Here is a 20,560-nt window from a genome sequence, read left to right on the forward strand (position 1 = left end):
CCACCCCAACCAGCAAGGAGTAGCCACCAGTGGCTGAGATCTACTACGACGACGACGCTGACCTGTCCCTGATCCAGGGCAAGCACGTCGCGGTCATCGGTTACGGCAGCCAGGGCCACGCCCACGCGCTCAACCTCCGCGACTCGGGCGTCGACGTCCGCGTCGGCCTGCCCGAGGGCTCCAAGAGCCGTCCCAAGGCCGAGGAGGAGGGCCTGCGCGTCCTCACCCCGCGCGAGGCGGCGGAGGAGGCCGACGTCATCGTCATCCTCGCCCCCGACCAGGTCCAGCGGCACCTGTACGCCGACGACATCGCCCCCGCGCTCACCGAGGGCGACACCCTGGTCTTCGGCCACGGCTTCAACATCCGCTTCGGCTACATCAAGCCCCCGGCCGGCGTGGACGTCGTCCTCGTCGCCCCGAAGGCCCCGGGCCACACCGTGCGCCGCGAGTACGTCGCCGGCCGCGGCATCCCGGACATCATCGCGGTCGAGCAGGACGCCTCGGGCCAGGCCTGGGACCTCACCAAGTCGTACGCGAAGGCGATCGGCGGCACCCGCGCCGGCGTCATCAAGACCACCTTCACCGAGGAGACCGAGACCGACCTGTTCGGTGAGCAGGCCGTCCTCTGCGGTGGCGTCTCGCACCTGGTCCAGGCCGGCTTCGAGACCCTCACCGAGGCGGGCTACCAGCCCGAGATCGCCTACTTCGAGGTGCTCCACGAGCTCAAGCTGATCGTCGACCTCATGTGGGAGGGCGGCATCGCCAAGCAGCGCTGGTCGGTCTCCGACACCGCCGAGTACGGCGACTACGTCTCGGGCCCCCGCGTGGTCACCCCGGCCGTCAAGGAGTCGATGCAGACCATCCTGGCCGAGATCCAGAACGGCGCCTTCGCCGAGCGGTTCATCGCCGACCAGGACAACGGCGGCGCCGAGTTCCTCAAGCTCCGCGAGGAGGAGGCGGGTCACTCGATCGAGGCGACCGGCAAGGCGCTGCGGGCGCACTTCTCCTGGAAGCAGGTCGACGACGACTACACCGAGGGCACGGCCGCGCGCTGACCTGACGTCGTCTCGGAGACATCCACCCGGACGGGCGGACCCGGTCGCACCGCGACCGGGCCGCCCGTTCGGCGTTCTCGGCGTCGGTGGGCCGGGCTCAGTGCACGGCCGCCAGCTGTGCCTCGAGCGCCCGGTGCAGTGCGCCGGCCGACTCGGCCGTGAGCACCAGGCGCGGGCGCGGCGCCTCGAGGGCCTCGACGACCAGCCAGGTCAGGTCGTCGCCGACGTGGCGTCCCACCCGGACCCCGAGCGTCGTGGCCGTCAGCGAGGCGGTGAGGGGGATCGTGTCGCCCGGGCCGGCGACCGCGGGCACGACCGTGGCCTCGCTCTGGTGGTAGTGGTCGTCGGGATGGTCCTCCTCCCGGTGCTCGCGCGTGCACCAGGCCGGGCAGCTCTCGTCGAGCCAGCTCGGTCGTCCTTCTGCCATCGTCACCGCCCCCCACATCCATTGCCGTCACATGCTGGGACCCTACGACGAACCACGGACAGAACCCCCTTGCAGCCCGTCGGTCGTCCACAGCCGGCCGGTCCGGCTCCCGAAAGGCCACATCAGTATGGTCCTCTGTGGGTGGTCATCCGGGAATGATGGTGGGCGTGGCGGATCCGGATCCTCGTGTCGACCTCGTCTGGGGGCCCTATGCCCGCGCCCTCGGGATCAACCTCCAGCGGGCCCGGGCCGAGCGGGGGCTGAGCCAGGAGGAGGTCGCCCGCCAGGCCGGCATCTCCGGCTACACCTACTACAAGTACGAGCGGGGGCGCTCGCGCCCGGACACCCCGATGAACCCGCAGCTGCGGGCGCTGCTCGCGCTCTGCCAGGTGCTGGAGGTGTCGCTCGAGGACCTGCTCCCGCCCGACTGCCCGGACCTGCGCGCCGGCGCCTAGCCGGCGCCCAGCCGTGGCGGGAGGTGCGGCCGGGGGCTAGCCGCTGACGGCGAGCAGCACCGCCCCGCCGCCGACCAGCGCGACCCCGACCCACTGCAGCCCCGAGAGGCGCTCGCCGAGCAGGGTCACGCCGAAGATCGCGACCAGGACGACGCTGAGCTTGTCGACCGGCGCGACCAGGGCGGCGTCCCCGAGCTTGAGCGCGCGGAAGTAGCAGATCCAGGACGCGCCGGTGGCCAGCCCGGAGAGCACGAGGAAGACCCAGGTCCGCACGCCGATCTCGCCGAGCCCGCCGGCGTGCAGCTTGCCGAGCGCGAGCAGGATCAGGCCGAGCGTCACCAGGATCACCACGGTGCGGACGAAGGTCGCCACGTCGGAGTCGATGTCCTTGACCCCGACCTTCGCGAAGATCGCGGTCAGCGCGGCGAAGGCGGCCGACAGCAGCGCCCAGAACCACCAGGCCGACGTCAGGTCCATGCTCGCTCCGCTCCGTAGGGGTCGGGGCGAACCTACTCCCGATCCGCTCAGTGCAGGGCCAACGTGACGGCGGTCCCCTTCGCGGCGGCGTCGGTGGTGGCGACCTGGTCGCCGTACGGCCCGGACGCGACCGGTCCGCCGGTGTCGGCCACGAGCTGGTCGGCGTGCGCGCCGCCGGTGCCGATCAGGCGCTGGCGCACGACCGCGCCGGCCGGCTCGGTGAAGGTGGTCGTCGCCGAGGAGCGGTCGGCCCACACGGTCACCACCCAGTTGCCGGGGGAGACCACCGACGGGCTGTGGTGCGCGGTCGTGGCGGTCGTCTCGCCGCCGGCCGCGGCGGCCGCGACCGGTCCGCCGGGATCGGTGCCGGAGTAGGCGAGGACGGTGAGCGTCGCCTTGACCGCCGTCGCCCCGAAGGAGACGGTGACATTGCGCCCCGCGTCGTCCGCGGCGGCGACCCGCTGCCAGACCACCGTGGTCATCGCGTCCGTCGTGGCGGGAGCGCCGACCTGGGTCCAGCCCGCCGGAGCGGCCGGGACGACGGTCGTGCTCGCCGAGACGACCGCGATCAGCCCGTCCCCGGCCTGGGTGCTGGCCGGCACCGGCGTGACGACGCTCGTCGCGTTGGTGACCTTGCCGGTGGCGTCGCGGAAGCCGATCGTGCTGGCCGGTGCGGCGATCGTCACCGGCTGGGTCAGCGCGGAGGTGGCACCGTCGTCGTCGGTCACGGTGAGCGTCACCTGGTAGGTGCCGGGACCGGCGTACACGTGGTCGGGCTGGCTGCCCGTGCCGGTGCCGCCGTCCCCGAAGGCCCAGGCCCACGAGGTGACCGTGCCGTCCGCGTCGGCCGAGGCGCGGCCGTCGAACGAGCAGGTCTGCCCGGTGCAGCCCGACGAGAACGCGGCGCTGGGCGCCTGGTTGGCGAGCGGCCCGAGGAAGACGGTGCCGCTCGACCACTGCGGGTTGGTGTCGACGCCGCCGCCGGTGATCTTGGTCCAGCCGCCGCCGGCGACGCCGTCGGTGACGGGCATGCTCCACAGGTCGTTCGTGGTCATGCCGGCCCACAGCTTGCCGTCGGCGTAGAAGAGGTTGCGGGCGTCGCGCAGGAGGGGAAAGCCCGACGACGGGACGCTGAACTCCGCGGCGCCGACGATCAGGCTGTCGGGCGAGAACCACCGCCAGAACACCTTGCTGTTGCCCGAGCGCGTGTAGTAGAGCCGGTGGTTGGCGTACGCCATGCCGGTCACGCCCGAGATCTGCGGGTACAGCGTGGGGACCCGGCCGCGGTAGGTCGCCGTCCCGCCGCTGCTGACCACGTCGCTCCACGTGGGGTCGTTGTAGGGGTCGATGACGTTGTCGGGGCCGAACGCGGTGCCGTCGAACGTCCGGTAGTGCAGCTTGTTGTCGGTGGCGCCGTAGACCAGCTTGGTGCCGATCATGAACGCTCCGCGGACGCTGTTCCAGTTGACCCCGCCCGTGGTCGCGACCGTGCTCGGCACGGTCGCCGTGGTGCCGGTGAATTGGCGCGCGGTGACCGTGTTCCCGGAGAGCCGGTAGAGGCTGCGCGGCAGCAGCGGGTCGGCCTGGACCACGGGCGCGGTGCCGCCCTCCTCGGGGAAGAAGGCGATCCGCGGGCGGTAGTACTGCCGGTTGCCGACGTACTCGGTGTCGCTGCCGACGTACAGGCCGTTGTCGGTGGCGAGCAGCTCCTCGGCGCCGTCGCCGCGCGGGTGCCGGCCGGGGTTCCAGGTCAGCGGCATGCCGTTCGCCGGGTCGAGCGCGGCCAGGCCGGGCCGCGGCACCTGGCCGGCCTGCTGGTCGGCGCCGCTCTGGATGGCGTTCATCCACTTCTGGTGGCCACCGACGTAGACGGCGTTGTCGGCGACCGCCACCGAGAGCAGCGAGTCCTGGCCGGTCGCGGCCTGCCAGGCGGGCTCCACCGCCGTCCCGGTGGCGGCCACGTCGAAGCGCGCCGCGGAGTCGCACAGCGTGCCGTTGTAGCCGGCGCCGCTCGCCGCGATCACGAAGTAGGTGCTGTCGGGGGAGAAGTCGACGTCGCGGACGTAGGAGTCGAAGGCGTTCTTGCTGCACGCCGGCGTGTAGCGCTGGGTGGCCCAGGCCGGGTCGACGTACGCGTTGTCGGGGCCGAGGCGGATCATCGCGACCTGGTCGCGGTCGAGGCCGTCGGCGTGCTTGAAGTTGCCGATCGCGACCAGCCGGGTGCCGTCCGGGCTGGCGGCCAGCTTGGCGACGCCGACCGGGGCCTTCGCCGTCCCGGAGGGCCAGTTGTGGTTCGTGTCGACCGCGACCTTGAGGTACTCGTCGACCGCGCCCGTCGTCGCGTCGAGCGAGGCCAGGCCGGCGCGCGGCAGGGTGGCGACGGTGGTGAAGCTGCCGGCCAGCAGCAGCCGGTTCCCGACCAGGGCGATGTCGAGGATGCTCCCGTTGGGGCTGGGGTTCTTGAACGCGCTGACGAGCGCACCGGTGCTCGTGTCGATCTTGATGATGTTGCGGACCTTCGTGGTCCCGGCCAGCTTGAACGTGCCGGCCACGTAGATCGCGCTGCCGTCGGCGGTCGGCGCGAGCGCGACGACGCTGCCGTCCAGGGCGGGCTTGAAGGTCTGGTCGATGACGCCGGTCACCCGGTCGTACTCGAAGAGGTACGGCGTCGCGAGCTGTGCGCTCGTCCCCGCGTTCTGCGTCGTGGTGAACGTGCCGCCCACGAACACCTTGCGTCCCACCTCGGCGATGGCGAGCGTCTTGCCGTCGAGGATGTTCGGCGTCGTCGCGGGCACGGCCGACGGGATCAGGCGGTGGTGCGCGGGCTGGGCGTCGGCCGGCGGGCTCGAGGCTCCGGTCGCCAGGATCGCGGCGACCATGGCCGCGACGAGTACGACGATGCGAGCGTGACGCTGTCCACGGCGCATGGTGCCCCCAGGTGATGTCGGTCCGGTGGAACGACGGTGGCACCGAACCGGCCGCCGGCGACTCACCCATTTCGGGCAAGTGCGCCGACGGCCGGCCGGTGGGGGGCGTGCGGCCTTCGGGCTACTTGACCTCGGAGCGGAGCACGAGCCGCAGGCCGAGGAGGAGCGGCAGCGCGATCCAGAGCACGGAGGTGAGGCCCAGCTGGGCCCACTCCTGGCCGGTCAGGCTGCCGTCGAAGAGCAGGAAGCGGCTCTCGTTGAGGTCGAACCAGGCGGCGTTGTCGGCCCACCACTGCTGGGCCGAGGCGAGGGCGCCGGACAGCCCGGGGAGGACCATCGTCACCACGAAGTAGCCGACCACCGCGGCGGGGGAGTTGCGGAACAGCAGGCCCAGCGCGAAGCCGAGCAGCATCCCGAGCTCGTTGGCGAGGACGATCTGGGCGAAGGCACCGGCCGAGACGTTCCAGATCGCGTCGTTGCCGGTGATGACCGAGGTCAGCAGGTTGCCGAGCGCGCCGACCCCGAGGGCGACGACCATCGAGACCAGGCCGATGACGAGCGTGTTGACCAGCTTGGCGCTGAGCACCCGGCTGCGGTGGGGGACGAGCGTGAACGTCGTCAGCGCGGTCCGCTGGCTCCACTCGCTGGTCACCGCGAGCACGCCGATGATCGGCAGCACGATCGACATCGGCGAGCCGATCGCCGCGGCGAAGTCCTCGAAGTCGAGGGTGCCGCGGTCACCGAGGATGACGGTGAGCGCGGTGGCGATGACCGACGTGATGACGATGCTCGCCATCAGCCAGTAGCCGGAGCGGGTGTCGAACATCTTGCGCAGCTCGACGCGCAGCACCCGGCGGTACGGCGTGGGGGCGGGCACCGGGCGGTTCCGGGCGGTGCGGGCGGGGACGACGTCGGTGGCGGCGTCGACGGTGGTGGCGGTCATGCCGCTGCTCCTTCGGGGTTCGAGGTGTGGGTGACGACGTCGCGCTGGCTCTCGGCGGTGAGCGCCAGGAACATCTCCTCCAGGCCGGCGCCGTCGGCGGCGCGCAGCTCGGTGACGGCGATGCCCGCGGCGAAGGCGGCCTGGCCGACGCGGGTGAGGTCGGCCTCGGCGAGCACGGCGCCGCCGGACGTGGGGCGGGCGGTGATGCCCGCGGTGGTGAGCGCGGCGGCGAGTCCGGCGCCGTCCGCGGCCCGGACGAGGGTGCCGGCGCCGGCGAGGAGCTCCTCCTTGGTGCCCTGCGCGACGATCCGGCCGTTGCCGATGACGACCAGGTCGTCGGCGATGACCTCGATCTCGTGGAGCAGGTGCGACGAGAGCAGCACGGTGCCGCCCTGGTCGGCGAAGTCGCGCAGCAGGTCGCGCATCCAGCGGATGCCCGCCGGGTCGAGGCCGTTGGCCGGCTCGTCGAGGACGAGCACCTCCGGGTCACCCATCAGCGCGGTCCCGATGCCCAGCCGCTGGCGCATGCCGAGCGAGTAGTTGCGCACCCGGCGGCTCGCCTCGTCCGGCGTCAGGCTGACCCGCTCGAGCATCTCGTCGACCCGGGTCCGGGGGAGACCCATGGTGAGCGCCGCGATGGTCAGGATCTCCCGGCCGGTGCGCCCCGCGTGCTGCGCCGAGGCGTCGAGCAGGACGCCGACCTCGCGGCCCGGGTCGGGCAGGTCGGCGAACCGGCGGCCGAGCACGCGGACCTCGCCGCTGCCCGGACCGGTCAGGCCGACCATGACCCGCATGGTGGTGGACTTGCCGGCACCGTTGGGCCCGAGGAAGCCGGTGACCCGGCCGGGCCGTGCGGTGAACGACACGTCGTCGACGGCGACGAAGCTGCCGTAGGACTTGGAGAGGGACTCGACGGTGATCATGGGCCTCAGCCTGTCCGCGGCGCCGGTGCCACCGCTTCGGGCAGATCCCTTGACCTGCCCCTGAGGTGGGGGTGGGGTCCCCTAGGGGGCGGCTCCGGGAAGCATTCGGGGGAGGCGCGGGTTGAACCCCTCGTGCGTATCGAGATCTGGGCCGACGTCGTGTGTCCGTGGTGCTACATCGGCAAGCGCCGGCTGGAGAACGCCCTGGCGGACTTCGAGCACCGCGACGACGTCGAGCTCGTCTACCGCTCCTACGAGCTGGACCCCTTCGCCCCCGAGGTCGGCACCGAGTCCACCGTGACCGTGCTCGGCCGCAAGTTCGGCGCCGACGAGGCCGGCACCCGCGCGATGATGGCGCGTGCCGACGAGGTCGCCGCGGCCGAGGGCCTCCACTTCTCCCACGCCGACGCGCTCCACGCCCGCACCCTCACCGCGCACCGCCTCCTGCACCTCGCGAAGTCGGCCGGGCGGCAGGAGGCGCTGCTCGAGGAGCTCCTCGCGGCGTACTTCACGCGGGCCGAGTCGCTCGGCGACCACGACGTCCTGCGCCGTGCGGGCGCGGCCGCCGGCCTCGACGCGGCCCGGGTGGACGAGGTGCTGAGCAGCACCGAGTACCGCGACGACGTCATGGCCGACGTCGCGCAGGCCCAGGCGTACGGCTCGACCGGCGTCCCGTTCTTCGTGGTCGACGGCCGCTACGGCATCTCCGGCGCCCAGCCCACCGAGCTGTTCGCGCAGGCCCTGCAGCAGGCCTGGGAGAGCCGCGCCGACGCCTGAGCCCTCACGGCAGCAGCAGCACCACGGTCTCGGCGACGCAGGCGGGCTTGTCCTCGCCCTCGATCTCGACCGTGTGCCGCACCGTGAGCTGCTTGCCGCTCGGGATGTCGACGACCTCGCCCATCTGGACGTGGAGCCGGACCCGCTTCCCGACCAGCAGGGGGTTCGGGAAGCGGACCTTGTTGACGCCGTAGTTGAGCTTGGCGCCCGGCGTCCGCAGGGTGAAGACCTGGCTGCCGAGCCACGGCACCAGCGACAGCGTCAGGTAGCCGTGCGCGATCGTCCCCCCGAACGGACCTTCCTTGGCCCGCTCGAGGTCGACGTGGATCCACTGGTGGTCGCCCGTCGCATCGGCGAACTGGTTGACCCGGCGCTGGTCGATCGTGACCCAGTCACTGGCTCCCAGGTCGGTCCCGGCCGCCTCGGCGACCTCCTCGAACGTCGTGAACACCCGCATGGCAGTGACTCCTTCGTCGGCGGCGGCCTTTGCCTTCGACCTTAGCCGGGTCGGGCGCCCCACGCCTCCGGCTCAGCGCACGCGCACGGCGGTGCTCGTGACGGTGGCCGGCACGTAATAGCCGGTGCCGCGGACCGTGACGGACACGGCGATCCGGTGCCGCCGGTCCTTCTTCCTCACCTTGTACGCCGCCTTCGTCGCGCCCGTGATCCGCTTCCCGTCGCGCAGCCACTGGTAGCTCACCGAGGCGGGCGCGGGCGACCACGCGCCGGCGTACGCGCGGAGCGTCTTGCGTGCCCGTGCGGGACCGACGACCTTCGGCCGCTTCTTCGCCACGAAGTGCCGCACGCTGGGCGTCTGCCCCACAGCCGCGCGCGACCACGACGGGCTCGACCCACCGGGCGCCACCATGATGTCGACCCGGGTCCCGGGGTCGCAGGTCATCCCGCTCGACCGGACGATCCCCGCCGGCTCGGCCCACGCGAGCACCGAACCGTCGGGCGCGATCGTGGGCGAGGTGAGGTTCCCGTCGGCCAGTCCGATGCCGCACGGGTTGGTCACGCCGAACACCGGCGTCCACGGTGCGGCGCTCGTCCGCACATCGCCCTCGTTGTGGATCACGACCACCGACTGGTCACCCACGTCGCCGCGCACGCCGACCGTCCACTCGCCGTCCCGGGACACCTCGAGGTCGGTGAGCTCCTTGGCGTTCGGCGTGTAGTAGCTCTCGTTGAACCACGGGATGTCGCGCCCGCCGAGGTCGAACAGGTGCGCCTTGTTGCGGTACCAGTGGCTGAGCACCACCCGGCTGTTGGTCACCCACGAGGGCTTGTCGAAGAACGCGATGTCGTACTTCGTGGGGTCGGTGGCCCGGTCGGAGGCCGTGAAGCCGGTGGCCCACCGCTTCTTCGACAGCGAGTACTTGTAGTACGTGTAGGCGATCTTGGAGCCGTCCGGCGAGATCGCCGTCTCGGTCAGGTCGCGCCCCGACAGCGTCGTCCCGATCGCGTCGAACAGCGCCGGCGGGTAGAACGCGTTGAAGACCTCGCCGCGCTGGTTCATCCGGTAGATGGCGCCCGCGCGGTGCGCGACCACCACCCCGGCGTCCGACTGGGTGGGCGAGCGCCACGGCGCGGCGGCCGTGCCTCCGCGCGTCACCTGACGGTGGACGCTGCCGTCGCCGTCGGTGATCCAGACGTTGTAGTCCTTGATGTAGACGATCGACCCGCCGCCGGTCGGCGCCGCGTGCGCGGCCGGCACGGCTCCCGGGGTCAGGGCGAGGGCGGACGCGGTGAGACCGAGCGCGGCGATCAGGCCGGCTGCTCGTCGTCGAAGGGGGAGGGGCACGGAGGTTCCTCTCTCGGGGGAGTGTTTCGCGCCACCTTCGTCGTCGGGGTTGGGAGGGGACTGGGGGCTCACTGGGGGCGAGCGCGTCCCACCGCGACGGACCGCATTAGGCAAGGCTAACCATGCGGAGTACGCTCGCCGTTTGTGCTCGCCAACTTCCTGATCGGACTGCGCGAAGGCCTCGAGGCCGCGCTGGTGGTCAGCATCCTCGTGGCCTACCTGGTCAAGTCCGGCCGGCGCGAGCTGCTGCCCCGGATCTGGGCGGGGGTGGGCCTGGCGGTGGCGATCTCGCTCGCGTTCGGCGCGACGCTGACGTTCGGGCCGCGCGGGCTGACGTTCGAGGCGCAGGAGGCGATCGGCGGGGGACTGTCGATCCTCGCGGTGGTCTTCGTGACGTGGATGATCTTCTGGATGGCGACGGCGGCCCGCGGGCTCGGTGCCGAGCTGCGGGGCCAGATCGACCGGGCGGCCGACGCCGGGCGCTGGTCGCTGGCGTTCGTCGCGATGCTGGCGGTGGGCCGCGAGGGGCTCGAGACGGCGCTGTTCCTGTGGGCGGCGACCAAGGCGGGCACGCGCGAGAGCGTGGGCACGGTGACGCCGACGTGGGAGCCCCTGGTGGGAGCACTGCTGGGGCTGCTGGTGGCGGTCGCGCTGGGCTACCTGATCTACCGGGGGGCGATCCGGCTCAACCTGAGCGTCTTCTTCACCTGGACCGGCGCCTTCCTCATCATCGTGGCCGGCGGCGTCCTCGCGTACGGCGTCCACGACCTCCAGGAGGCCGGGATCCTGCCCGGCCTGCACGACCTCGCCTTCGACGTGTCGTCGGCGATCCCGCCGTCCTCCTGGTACGGCACCCTGCTCAAGGGCATCTTCAACTTCTCGCCGGCCACGACCAAGCTCGAGGCCCTCGTCTGGACGCTGTACGTCGTCCCGGTCGGCGCGATCTTCCTCTTCCGCACCCGGGCCCGCACCCGGGCGCCTCGACCCACCCCTCAGCCTCAGGAGCACTGATCCATGCGCAAGACCCTGCTCGCCTCGGTGGCGGCCCTCGCCGTCGTCCCGGCCCTCGCCGCCTGCACCGAGAACGCTTCGGACAAGAACGGCGGCAAGGGCGGTGACGCCCGCGCGCTCACCGTCACGTCCAGTGCCGACGGCTGTGAGCTCTCGGCCGGGAAGGCGCCGGCCGGCACGCTGACGTTCGACGTGACCAACACCGGCTCCGACGTCACGGAGTTCTACCTGCTGGGCAGCGACGGGCTGCGGATCGTCGGTGAGGTCGAGAACATCGGGCCGAGCCTGACCAAGAAGCTCACCGTGAACGCGCCGGCCGGCGACTACTTCACGGCGTGCAAGCCGGGCATGGTCGGCGAGGGCATCCGGGCGGCGTTCACGGTCAGCCCGTCCGACGACGAGCAGGAGACGAGCGCCTCCGACCAGGAGCTCATCGACCAGGCGCAGGCCAACTACCGCGCCTACGTGCAGGACCAGTCCGGCCAGCTGCTCGAGAAGACGAAGCAGTTCGTCGAGCTCTACGAGGGCGGCAAGGACGACGAGGCGCGGGCGCTCTACCCGGTCGCGCGCGAGCACTGGGAGCGGATCGAGACGGTCGCCGAGTCGTTCGGCGACCTCGACCCGCTGACCGACGCCCGCGAGGCCGACGTCGACTTCGCCGCCGGCGAGAAGTGGACCGGCTGGCACCGGATCGAGAAGGACCTGTGGCCGCCGGCCAAGGGCTACCAGGCCCTGAAGCCCGCCGCGCGCAAGACCTACGGCGACGACCTGCTCAAGAACGTCACCGAGCTCGACCGCCGCATCCAGGCCACCGGCGCCGACGCGCTGAGCTACCCGATCGACGCGATCGCCAACGGCTCGATCGGCCTGCTCGAGGAGGTCGCGAAGGGCAAGATCACCGGTGAGGAGGAGGCCTGGTCGCACACCGACCTGTGGGACTTCCAGGCCAACATCGACGGCGCCCGCGTCGCCTACGAGGGCGTCCAGCCGCTGCTGGAGAACAAGGACGCCGCGCTGGCGAAGGAGCTCACCACCAAGTTCGCCGCGCTCCAGAAGCTGCTCGACCAGCACCGCGCCGGCGACGGCTTCGTGCTCTACACCGAGCTGACCCAGCCGCAGGTGCGCGAGCTGTCCGACGCCGTCAACGCCCTCTCCGAGCCGCTCTCGCGGCTGACCGCGGCGGTGACTTCCTGACCGGCGGGTCCCGCGTCAGCCGACGCGGTCTCCTCGGCGGCGGCGTGGCCGCCGCCGGGGCCGCCGGCGCGTTCGCGGTGGGCCGGGCCAGCGCCCCCGGCGAGGGGACGGCGGCCGCGGCGCCGGGCGCCACGTCGTACCCGTTCCGGGGGGAGCGGCAGGCCGGCATCGTCACGCCCGCGCAGGACCGGCTCCACTTCGTCGCCCTCGACGTCACCACCGACGACCGCGACGAGCTGGTCCGCCTGCTGCAGGCCTGGACCGAGGCCGCCGAGCGGATGACCCAGGGCGGCTCCGCCGGCCCGGTCGGCCCCGTCGAGGGCGCCGCCGACGCGCCGCCCGACGACACCGGCGAGGCGATCGGCCTGCCGCCCAGCGGCCTGACGATCACCTTCGGCTTCGGCCCCACGCTCTTCCGCGACGCCGACGGCAACGACCGCTTCGGCATCGCCGACCGGCGTCCGGCCGCGCTCGAGCCGCTGCCGCTGTTCTCGGCCGACGTGATCGATCCCGGCCGCAGCGGCGGCGACCTCTGCATCCAGGCCTGCGCCGACGACCCGCAGGTCGCCGTCCACGCGATCCGCAACCTGGTCCGCATGGGCTTCGGGACGACGGCGGTGCGCTGGTCCCAGCTCGGCTTCGGCCGCACGTCCACCACGTCGACGAGCCAGTCCACACCGCGCAACCTGTTCGGCTTCAAGGACGGCACCGCCAACATCAAGGCCGAGGAGGGCGCGGCCCTCGACGAGCACGTCTGGGTCGGCGGGGACGACGACCCGGCGGCGGTCTGGCTGAGCGGCGGCTCGTACCTGGTCGCCCGCCGGATCAACATGAACATCGAGATCTGGGACCGCCAGTCGCTCGACGCCCAGGAGCAGTTCGTGGGGCGCACCAAGGGCAGCGGAGCGCCGCTCTCGGGCGGTAAGGAGTTCTCCGACCCGGACTTCGGGATCGAGGGCAGCGCCGGCCCGCTCATCCCGGTCGACGCGCACGTCCGGGTCGTGCACCCCGACCAGTTCGACGGCGTCCGGATGCTGCGCCGCGGCTACAACTTCGTCGACGGCAGCAACGACGTCGGCGGCCTCGACGCCGGGCTGTTCTTCATCGCCTACGTCCGCGACCCGCGCACCCACTTCATCCCGCTGCAGAGGGCGATGGCGAAGTCGGACGCACTCATGGAGTACCTGCGGTTCACCAGCTCGGCGCTGTTCGCCGTCCCGCCGGGGGTCGGCAAGGGGGAGTACGTCGGTCAGGCGCTCTTCGGCTGAGCGTCCGCCACCTCGTGCACGACGACGTCCGCGCCGAGCGGCCGGGTGATCGACCACTGCGCGCGGAAGACGCAGGAGGCGATCTTCCAGGCGCCGTCCTCGCGGCGGTACTCGTCGGCGTACTCGCCGCTGAGGACCCGCTCGGTGCCCTGGGCCAGGTCGACCTGCCGGAAGCGCAGGGTCCACGCGCCCGTGGCGTGGTCGTCGTCGACGACCTGGATGTCGGGGTGCACGCCGTGGTGCATGTCGAGGACGACGTGGCGACCGTCGCCGGGGTCGCGCTCCAGCGCGATCCTCTCGAAGACGGCGGCCATGCCGTCGGCGTCGGTGCTGCCGAGCTCGCCGTAGTCGAGGACCGAGCCGGTGGCGACGAAGCACGACCGGAAGGCGGCCGGGTCCTTGGCGTCGCAGGCGCGGAAGTAGCGGTGCTTGACCGCCTCGATGGCGGCCACGGCCTCCAGGTGGGCGAGGCGGGCGGCGAGGGCGGTGGGGTCGTCGGCCATGGCGGCGACCGTACGAAGCGGCTCCGGGGGCCGGGAACCTGCTCCCGGAGGGCGGGATCGAGTATCGTGGCGGGCACGCACAGCGCCGTGCCGCACCCTTACCCGCACGATCCTGCAAGGACATCGCTGTGACCGATCGCCCCGTCGTCCTGATCGCCGAAGAGCTGAGCCCCGCGACCGTCGAGGCGCTGGGCCCGGACTTCGAGATCCGCCACTGCAATGGCGCCGACCGGGCCGAGCTGCTCCCCGCCATCGTGGACGTCGACGCGGTCCTCGTCCGCTCCGCCACGAAGGTCGACGCCGAGGCGCTCGCGGTCGCCAAGCGGCTCAAGGTCGTCGCCCGGGCCGGCGTGGGCCTCGACAACGTCGACGTGAAGGCCGCGACCCAGTCCGGCGTCATGGTCGTCAACGCGCCGACGTCCAACATCGTCTCGGCCGCCGAGCTCGCCGTGGCGCTGATGCTCGCTGCCGCCCGCCACGTCTCGCCCGCCCACGCGGCGCTGCGCAACGGCGAGTGGAAGCGCTCGCGCTACACCGGCATCGAGCTGTTCGAGAAGACGGTCGGCATCGTCGGCCTCGGCCGGATCGGCGTCCTCGTCGCCCAGCGCCTCGCGGCGTTCGGCATGAACGTGATCGCCTACGACCCCTACGTGCAGGCCGGCCGCGCGGCCCAGGTCGGTGTCCGCCTGGTCGACCTCGACACCCTGATGGCCGAGGCGGACTTCATGTCCGTCCACCTGCCCAAGACGCCCGAGACGATCGGCCTCATCGACGCCGACGCGCTCGCCAAGGCGAAGCCGTCGCTGGTGCTGGTCAACGCCGCCCGCGGCGGGATCGTCGATGAGGGCGCGCTCTACGACGCGCTCAAGACCGGCCGGATCGCCGCTGCCGGCCTCGACGTCTTCGCCAAGGAGCCGTGCACCGACAGCCCGCTCTTCGAGCTCGAGAACGTCGTCGCGACGCCGCACCTCGGTGCGTCCACCGACGAGGCCCAGGAGAAGGCCGGCATCGCCGTCGCCAAGTCCGTCCGGCTCGCGCTCTCCGGCGAGCTGGTGCCCGACGCGGTCAACGTCCAGGGCGGGGTGATCGCCGAGGACGTCCGGCCCGGCATCCCGCTCACCGAGAAGCTCGGCCAGGTCTTCACCGCCGTCGCCGGCGAGGTCGCGCAGCAGCTCGACGTCGAGGTGCGCGGCGAGATCGCCGACCACGACGTCAAGGTGCTCGAGCTGGCCGCCCTCAAGGGTGTCTTCGGCGGCGTCGTCGAGGACCAGGTCTCCTACGTCAACGCTCCGCTGCTGGCGGCCGAGCGCGGCATCGCGGTCCGACTCGTCACCGACAGCGACAGCGCCGACCACCGCAACCTGATCACCCTGCGCGGCACGCTCGCCGACGGCAGCCAGGTCTCGGTCAGCGGCACGCTCGTCGGCATCGCCCAGCACGAGCGGCTGGTCGAGGTCAACGGCTTCAGCGTCGACATCGAGCTGACCGAGCACCTCGCGTTCTTCACCTACGTCGACCGCCCGGGCATGGTCGGCACCGTCGGCCAGATCCTCGGCGAGGCCGACGTCAACATCGCCGGCATGCAGGTCTCCCGCGAGACCAAGGGCGGCGAGGCGCTCGTCGCGCTGTCGGTCGACTCGGCGATCCCGGCCGACTCGCTCGCCCAGATCGCGGTCGCCATCGAGGCGACGTCGATCCGCGCGGTCGACCTCGTCTAGCGCCGGCTCAGCGGATCCCGAACCGGGCTCGCGGACTCGCGGGCGACGTCCCGATCGCGTTCGTCGCGGTGACGACGACCCGGTAGCGCCCGGGCTTCAGCCCGCGCAGCACCGTACGACGAGCCGCGGGCCCGGCCTGGCGCACGATCGTGCGCTTCCGCCCGGCGACGGTGCCGCGGACCGTCACCGTGTAGCCGGTGATCGAGGCTCCGCCGTCGGCGGGCGCGCGCCAGGTCACGACGGCCGTCCGGGGGCGCACCTTGACCGCGGGCCGGGTGGGGGCCGCGGGCGCGGTCGCCGTCGTGTCGAGGGCGTAGGACACGGGGAACGTCGCCGGGCTGCGCCAGTCGGCGAGGACCCGGTACGTCGTCCCGCGGGTGATCGGCACGGTCAGCAGGCTGCCGCCGCCGGCGGGGCTGCTCGGCGTGCCGAGGCCGGTCGGGTCGAGCAGGCCGGGGTTGGCGACGTCCTTCCAGACCTTGATGGTCTGGAGTGAGTCCGGCACGGTCAGGCGCAGCGTGCCGCTCGCCGGCGCGGTCCAGCGGTACCAGGCGGAGTGGAGGCCGATCCGGGCGCCTCCGTAGAGCGGCCACTCGAAGGCCTCCGTGGTCAGCTGCCCCGCGGGAACCGTGAAGGAGCCGCGGAGCCCGCCGAGCCGGGCGGGGGTCGCGAAGGAGTCGTTGGCCGGCTGGGCGCCCGGGGTGAACCCGGCCGCGATGGTGGTCCGCTCGGCGGTGACGCCGGGTGGCGCGCCGATCTGGAGCAGGTAGGTCCGGCCGGGCCGGACGTACTGGTCGATCTTGCCGAACTGACCGGTGTCGCCGTCGTGGTAGCTGTCGCACACGAGTGCCTGGGGTGTGCTCGCGGTGGCGTCGTACAGGCGCATCCGCGCGGCCCAGGCGTTGCCGTTGGCGATGGTCAGCCGGCCCGCCTGGGTGGGCACGTAGCGGTACCAGACGGTGTGGTGCAGGCCGGCCTCGCAGTCCGCGGACGGCTCGTCCGGCTCGGTGCTCGCCTGGAGCAGGCCGACCTCGCGGCTGCCGTTGAAGAAGAGGTTCGCCGCCGCGGCACGGTCGTCGTTGGCCGGTGCCTCGGCGAGCAGGTACATCAGGAAGCTGCCCGAGGCGCCGCCGTAGCCGGCCACCCGCACGTAGTAGGTCGCCCCGCTCGTCAGCGCGATCGCGAGCCGTGACCCGGAGACGCCGCGCTCCGCGTCGTCGTTGCAGCCCAGGGTCGTGCCGGCGGAGCTCTCGACGGAGACCACCGTGTCGAGCGGACTGCCGACGGTGTCGAGGACGTAGGTCGCCGACACCGAAGGGGAGAAGCGGTACCAGACCGAGTGCCCCGACGTGACGCCGCACGGCTGCGCCTCCCCGGCCTCGGTGGTCGCCTCGGTGGTGGTCACCCCGTAGCTGTTGCCGTACTGCATGGTCGTCGCGGACGCGCGGGCGTCGTTGCCCGGCGGCGCGGCGTGCGCGGGCGCGGCGATCGCGGTCAGGCCGACGAGGAGCAGGAGCGCCAGGGCGCGACGGAGGAGGTCCACGACCCGATCGTGGGCGGGCGGAGACCGGCTCCGCGATGGGGATTCGTCGTAATCGTGCGCTCAGGCGACGAGCACCGGCGCCGTGCCTCCCGTGGCGCGGGCGCCGCCCGCACCGACCACGGCCCATGCGTCGGCGATCCGGTCGACGGCCTCGACGAGCAGCGGCGCGGCGACGGCATAGGGGAGCCGGACGTAGCGGTCGAGCCCGCCCTCGGGCGCGAACGACGGGCCGGGCGCCAGGAGGACGCCGTGCCGCTCCGCCTCGACCGAGAGCGCCGTCGCGGCGGCGACGGGCAGCCGGCACCACAGCGCCATGCCGCCGGCCGGCATCCGGAAGGTCCAGTCGGGCAGCCGCTCGGTGAGCGCGCCGGCCAGGGCGTCGCGCTGCTCGCGCAGCCGTTCGCGCTGGGCGCGCACGACGCCGTCGAGGTCGCCCTGGAGGAGCCGGGTCAGCACCAGCTGCTCCAGCACCGGGACGCCGAGGTCGAGCCCGACCCGAGCGCGGGTGAGCCGGTCGACGAGGGCGTGCGGGGCCCGGATCCAGCCCATCCGCAGGCCGCCCCACACCGACTTGCTGGCGCTGCCGACGCAGATCGCGTCCTTGGCGTGCGCCGCGAACGGGGTCGGCGCCGCGGTGCTGTCGAGGTCGTCGAGCCCCAGCAGGTGGTGCGCCTCGTCGACGACGGCGGTCGCGCCGTGCCGCGCCAGCATCCGCCCGTACGACGCCCGCTCGCGCTCGCTGAGCACCAGCCCGGTCGGGTTGTGGAAGTCCGGCATCACGTGCACGAGCCGGGGCGCGTGCCGGGCCAGCGCGGCGTCGACCGCGTCGAGGTCCCAGCCGGACGGGTCGAGGGGGATCGCGGCGATCCGCCCGCCGCCGGCCCGCAGTGCCCGCACCGCGTTGGGGTAGGTCGGCGACTCGACGAGCACCTTGTCGCGGGGCCCGGCCAGGGCCGTGCCGACCACGGCGGTGGCCGCGAGCGCGCCCGGGGTGACGATGACCTGCTCGGGCGCGGTGGGCAGCCCGCGGGCGTCGTACGCCGCGGCGATGGCGGCCTGCAGGTCCGGCATCCCGGCAGGGAAGTAGCCGTGCCCGCCGAGGTGGGCCGGCAGGTCGGCCGCGGCCTCGGCGTAGACGGCGGCGATGCCCGGGGGCGCGGTCGCGGCGGCGCAGACCAGGTCGATGACGCCGTTGCCGACGTCGCTGGGCCACAGCGCGCGGTCGAGCGCCCGGGTCCGGCCGCCGGGCAGCCGGGTGAACGTGCCGGCCCCCTGCCGGGCCTCGGCGTAGGCCGAGTCGCGCAGCACGGCGTAGGCGCGGGTGACGGTGGTGCGCGAGACGCCGAGCGCCTCGGTCAGGTCCCGCTCGCTGGGCAGCCGGGTGCCGTAGCCGATCCGCCCGTCGCCGATCAGCTCGCGCAGCGCGTCGGCCAGGCCGACGTACGCGGGGGAGCGGTCGAAGCCGTCGACCAGGCCAGCGAGCCGGGCGGCGGAGAGCGAAGTGGCCTGCGTCATGCAGGCCAGTGAATCAGAATTGGCTCTTTTGCGACAGTCCAATCGGCCGCACCCTGGATCTCATGACCACCGTCCAGCTCGTCGACCTCGGACCGCTCACCCAGCTGCGCGCGGGGAAGCTGCCCCGTCGCCTCGTGCAGCTGTACGTCGGCCTGTGGCTCTACGGCGTCAGCCTGGCCCTCATGGTGCTCGGCGACATCGGCCTCGCGCCGTGGGACGTGCTGCACTCCGGCGTGATCCGGCACGTCCCGATCACGCTCGGCCAGGCGGTCGTGGTGTTCAGCTTCATCGTGCTCCTGCTGTGGATCCCGCTGCGCGAGAAGCCCGGCCTCGGCACCATCTCCAACGCGCTCGTCGTCGGCGTCGCCGCCGACGTGACGCTCGGGATGTTCGACGCACCCGACGCGATGGCGGCCCGGATCGCGCTCATGGTGGGCGGCATCGTGCTGTGCGGGCTGGCCACCGCCCTCTACATCGGCGCCCAGCTCGGACGCGGCCCGCGCGACGGGCTGATGACCGGCCTCGCCCGACGTACCGGGCTCTCGATCCGGCTGGTCCGGACCGGCATCGAGGTGACCGTCGTGGTGCTCGGCCTGCTGCTCGGCGGCACGCTCGGACTGGGCACGGTGGCGTACGCGCTCACCATCGGACCCATCGCCCAGTGGATGATGCCGTGGTTCCTCGTCACGCTTCCGGGTACCGCGCGGGTCGGTGGGATCCCTGAGCCGGACCCTGAACTTCCTCGCTGACCCTGCATGAACGTCGGGTCGGCTGGATAGGCTCGCTCTCATGACCACCGACGGTTCCCAGGCTGCCGCCCCCGAGCCCACCCCGCTCGCACCCCCCGAGCCCGTCATCACGCTGACCGCGCCCGAGGCTCCGGCCCCGGTCGTGGAGACCCAGGCGCCCAAGATGGCGCCCCAGGTCGAGGCGACGATGGTGCCCGAGCTCGACGCGAAGGTCGACAGCTTCCTGACCTCGCTCACCTCGACCAAGGCGGGCAGCCCGGAGTTCGCCGCGCAGGCCGAGAACGTCCGCACGATGGGCTCCGCCGACATCCGCAAGGCCGCCGAGACGTCCAACCGGATGCTCGACAAGCCCGTCTCGGCGCTCAAGCAGGGCGGCATCGCGCAGGGCTCCGACGTCGGCAAGACGCTGCTCGCGCTGCGCCGCACCGTCGAGGACCTCGACCCGGGCCAGGCCACCGGCGTCAAGAAGTGGTGGGACAAGCTGCCCTTCAACGACAAGGTCGAGGACTACTTCCGCAAGTACCAGTCCTCGCAGAGCCAGCTCAACGGCATCCTGCACTCGCTGCGCAGCGGCCAGGACGAGCTGACCCGCGACAACGTCGCCCTCAACCTCGAGAAGACCAACCTCTGGTCCGTGATGGGCCGGCTCAACCAGTACATCTACGTCGCCGAGAAGCTCGACGCCAAGCTCTCCGCCAAGATCGCCGAGCTCGAGCTGAGCGACCCCGAGACGGCCAAGACGCTCTCGCAGGACGTGCTCTTCTACGTCCGCCAGAAGCACCAGGACCTGCTCACCCAGCTCGCGGTGTCGATCCAGGCCTACCTGGCGATCGACATCATCATCAAGAACAACATCGAGCTCATCAAGGGCGTCGACCGGGCCACCACGACCACCATCTCCGCGCTGCGGACCGCGGTCATCGTCGCCCAGGCGCTCAACAACCAGAAGCTCGTGCTCGACCAGATCACCGCCCTCAACACCACGACGTCGGCGATGATCCAGCGCACCTCCGAGATGCTCAAGGAGAACTCGGCGGCGATCCAGGAGCAGGCGGCGTCGTCCACGATCGGCATGGAGCAGCTGCAGGCCGCGTTCGCCAACATCTACGCGACCATGGACTCCATCGACGAGTTCAAGCTCAAGGCGCTCGACAACATGTCGACCACCATCGGCGTCCTCGAGACCGAGGTGCAGAAGTCGAAGGCCTACCTCGAGCGCGTCCAGCAGCACGACGCCCGCAACGCCGCCGGCACGCTCGACATCGGCTGAC

19 protein-coding genes are annotated in these 20,560 nt (G+C 72.4%); 9 read left to right on the forward strand and 10 right to left on the reverse strand.

Going from position 1 to position 20,560, the window contains the following annotated elements; translation table 11 throughout:
• The first annotated feature begins 29 nt into the window (after window positions 1-29).
• Window positions 30-1,055, forward strand: a complete 1,026-nt coding sequence (ilvC, locus tag BM223_RS07155) for a ketol-acid reductoisomerase (protein ID WP_038680533.1) — start codon at window positions 30-32, stop codon at window positions 1,053-1,055.
• 97 nt (window positions 1,056-1,152) lie between these two features.
• Here ilvC and BM223_RS07160 read toward each other — a convergent pair whose 3' ends face one another.
• Window positions 1,153-1,482 (reverse strand): DUF6907 domain-containing protein, encoded by a 330-nt coding sequence (locus BM223_RS07160; RefSeq protein ID WP_141267585.1) that lies wholly within the window; start codon window positions 1,480-1,482, stop codon window positions 1,153-1,155.
• Between the two features lie 167 nt (window positions 1,483-1,649).
• Here BM223_RS07160 and BM223_RS07165 point away from each other — a divergent pair, with 167 nt between their 5' ends.
• Window positions 1,650-1,937 carry a helix-turn-helix transcriptional regulator gene (locus BM223_RS07165; protein ID WP_235318967.1) on the forward strand — a complete coding sequence of 96 codons (288 nt, stop codon included), beginning with the start codon at window positions 1,650-1,652 and terminating at the stop codon, window positions 1,935-1,937.
• Window positions 1,938-1,973: 36 nt separating this feature from the next.
• On the opposite strand, the gene BM223_RS07170 is transcribed toward BM223_RS07165, so the two are convergent.
• The 4 genes from BM223_RS07170 to BM223_RS07185 all read right to left on the reverse strand — a co-directional run bounded on the left by BM223_RS07170 (window position 1,974) and on the right by BM223_RS07185 (window position 7,207).
• Window positions 1,974-2,414 (reverse strand): EamA family transporter, encoded by a 441-nt coding sequence (locus BM223_RS07170; RefSeq protein WP_038680529.1) that lies wholly within the window; start codon window positions 2,412-2,414, stop codon window positions 1,974-1,976.
• A gap of 47 nt (window positions 2,415-2,461) precedes the next feature.
• Window positions 2,462-5,293, reverse strand: coding sequence for a PKD domain-containing protein (locus tag BM223_RS07175; RefSeq protein WP_052138870.1), 2,832 nt, complete (start codon window positions 5,291-5,293; stop codon window positions 2,462-2,464).
• Window positions 5,294-5,462: 169 nt separating this feature from the next.
• Window positions 5,463-6,284, reverse strand: coding sequence for an ABC transporter permease subunit (locus tag BM223_RS07180; RefSeq protein ID WP_038680526.1), 822 nt, complete (start codon window positions 6,282-6,284; stop codon window positions 5,463-5,465).
• Window positions 6,281-7,207: an ABC transporter ATP-binding protein gene (locus tag BM223_RS07185; protein ID WP_038680525.1), complete on the reverse strand. Its 927-nt coding sequence runs from the start codon at window positions 7,205-7,207 to the stop codon at window positions 6,281-6,283. The genes BM223_RS07180 and BM223_RS07185 overlap by 4 nt, the downstream gene beginning before the upstream one ends.
• A 132-nt stretch (window positions 7,208-7,339) precedes the next feature.
• Between BM223_RS07185 and BM223_RS07190 the strand changes: the two genes are divergently transcribed.
• On the forward strand, window positions 7,340-7,984 hold the full coding sequence (locus tag BM223_RS07190; RefSeq protein ID WP_038680523.1) for a DsbA family oxidoreductase: 645 nt from the start codon (window positions 7,340-7,342) through the stop codon (window positions 7,982-7,984).
• Window positions 7,985-7,988: 4 nt separating this feature from the next.
• On the opposite strand, the gene BM223_RS07195 is transcribed toward BM223_RS07190, so the two are convergent.
• Entirely contained in the window at window positions 7,989-8,441 is a 453-nt protein-coding gene (locus BM223_RS07195; RefSeq protein WP_038680521.1) for a MaoC family dehydratase, read from the reverse strand.
• Window positions 8,442-8,513: 72 nt separating this feature from the next.
• A complete protein-coding gene (locus tag BM223_RS07200) occupies window positions 8,514-9,788 on the reverse strand; it encodes a PD40 domain-containing protein (protein WP_075018491.1) in 1,275 nt (424 codons plus the stop codon).
• Window positions 9,789-9,932: 144 nt separating this feature from the next.
• On the opposite strand from BM223_RS07200, the gene efeU reads away from it, so the two are divergent.
• From efeU to efeB, 3 genes are read left to right on the forward strand one after another with little or no spacing between them, the layout of a single operon-like run.
• Window positions 9,933-10,799: an iron uptake transporter permease EfeU gene (efeU, locus tag BM223_RS07205; RefSeq protein ID WP_038680517.1), complete on the forward strand. Its 867-nt coding sequence runs from the start codon at window positions 9,933-9,935 to the stop codon at window positions 10,797-10,799.
• A gap of 3 nt (window positions 10,800-10,802) precedes the next feature.
• Window positions 10,803-11,993, forward strand: a complete 1,191-nt coding sequence (gene efeO / locus BM223_RS07210; protein WP_038680515.1) for an iron uptake system protein EfeO — start codon at window positions 10,803-10,805, stop codon at window positions 11,991-11,993.
• Between the two features lie 44 nt (window positions 11,994-12,037).
• A complete protein-coding gene (efeB, locus tag BM223_RS07215; RefSeq protein WP_235318966.1) occupies window positions 12,038-13,261 on the forward strand; it encodes an iron uptake transporter deferrochelatase/peroxidase subunit in 1,224 nt (407 codons plus the stop codon).
• On the opposite strand, the gene BM223_RS07220 is transcribed toward efeB, so the two are convergent.
• Entirely contained in the window at window positions 13,243-13,764 is a 522-nt protein-coding gene (locus tag BM223_RS07220; RefSeq protein WP_038680513.1) for a nuclear transport factor 2 family protein, read from the reverse strand. The two genes, efeB and BM223_RS07220, sit on opposite strands and share 19 nt — an antisense overlap.
• Before the next feature lie 128 nt (window positions 13,765-13,892).
• Between BM223_RS07220 and serA the strand changes: the two genes are divergently transcribed.
• Complete coding sequence (gene serA / locus BM223_RS07225) at window positions 13,893-15,482, forward strand: phosphoglycerate dehydrogenase (RefSeq protein WP_038680511.1); 1,590 nt, start codon at window positions 13,893-13,895, stop codon at window positions 15,480-15,482.
• A 7-nt stretch (window positions 15,483-15,489) separates the two neighbouring features.
• Here the strand turns inward: serA and BM223_RS07230 are convergent, their stop codons facing one another.
• Window positions 15,490-17,025 (reverse strand): fibronectin type III domain-containing protein, encoded by a 1,536-nt coding sequence (locus BM223_RS07230; protein ID WP_038680509.1) that lies wholly within the window; start codon window positions 17,023-17,025, stop codon window positions 15,490-15,492.
• A gap of 60 nt (window positions 17,026-17,085) precedes the next feature.
• Window positions 17,086-18,540, reverse strand: coding sequence for a MocR-like transcription factor YczR (gene yczR, locus BM223_RS07235; protein WP_038680507.1), 1,455 nt, complete (start codon window positions 18,538-18,540; stop codon window positions 17,086-17,088).
• Window positions 18,541-18,602: 62 nt separating this feature from the next.
• Between yczR and yczE the strand changes: the two genes are divergently transcribed.
• Both yczE and BM223_RS07245 read left to right on the forward strand, forming a co-directional pair.
• Complete coding sequence (gene yczE / locus BM223_RS07240) at window positions 18,603-19,289, forward strand: membrane protein YczE (protein ID WP_052138869.1); 687 nt, start codon at window positions 18,603-18,605, stop codon at window positions 19,287-19,289.
• Between the two features lie 40 nt (window positions 19,290-19,329).
• Complete coding sequence (locus BM223_RS07245; RefSeq protein ID WP_038680505.1) at window positions 19,330-20,559, forward strand: toxic anion resistance protein; 1,230 nt, start codon at window positions 19,330-19,332, stop codon at window positions 20,557-20,559.
• Window position 20,560: the final 1 nt, after the last annotated feature.

This window comes from Pimelobacter simplex, from assembly GCF_900114845.1.
GTDB lineage: Bacteria > Actinomycetota > Actinomycetes > Propionibacteriales > Nocardioidaceae > Nocardioides > Nocardioides simplex.

Bases quoted from the DNA above. Each gene is read 5' to 3' on its own strand.
- BM223_RS07160 (WP_141267585.1), bottom strand. From the start codon at position 1,482: ATGGCAGAAGGACGACCGAGCTGGCTCGACGAGAGCTGCCCGGCCTGG.
- BM223_RS07170 (WP_038680529.1), bottom strand. From the start codon at position 2,414: ATGGACCTGACGTCGGCCTGGTGGTTCTGGGCGCTGCTGTCGGCCGCC.
- BM223_RS07175 (WP_052138870.1), bottom strand. From the start codon at position 5,293: ATGGTCGCCGCGATCCTGGCGACCGGAGCCTCGAGCCCGCCGGCCGAC.
- BM223_RS07180 (WP_038680526.1), bottom strand. From the start codon at position 6,284: ATGACCGCCACCACCGTCGACGCCGCCACCGACGTCGTCCCCGCCCGC.
- BM223_RS07185 (WP_038680525.1), bottom strand. From the start codon at position 7,207: ATGATCACCGTCGAGTCCCTCTCCAAGTCCTACGGCAGCTTCGTCGCC.
- BM223_RS07195 (WP_038680521.1), bottom strand. From the start codon at position 8,441: ATGCGGGTGTTCACGACGTTCGAGGAGGTCGCCGAGGCGGCCGGGACC.
- efeO (WP_038680515.1), top strand. From the start codon at position 10,803: ATGCGCAAGACCCTGCTCGCCTCGGTGGCGGCCCTCGCCGTCGTCCCG.
- BM223_RS07220 (WP_038680513.1), bottom strand. From the start codon at position 13,764: ATGGCCGACGACCCCACCGCCCTCGCCGCCCGCCTCGCCCACCTGGAG.
- yczR (WP_038680507.1), bottom strand. From the start codon at position 18,540: ATGACGCAGGCCACTTCGCTCTCCGCCGCCCGGCTCGCTGGCCTGGTC.
- yczE (WP_052138869.1), top strand. From the start codon at position 18,603: ATGACCACCGTCCAGCTCGTCGACCTCGGACCGCTCACCCAGCTGCGC.
- BM223_RS07245 (WP_038680505.1), top strand. From the start codon at position 19,330: ATGACCACCGACGGTTCCCAGGCTGCCGCCCCCGAGCCCACCCCGCTC.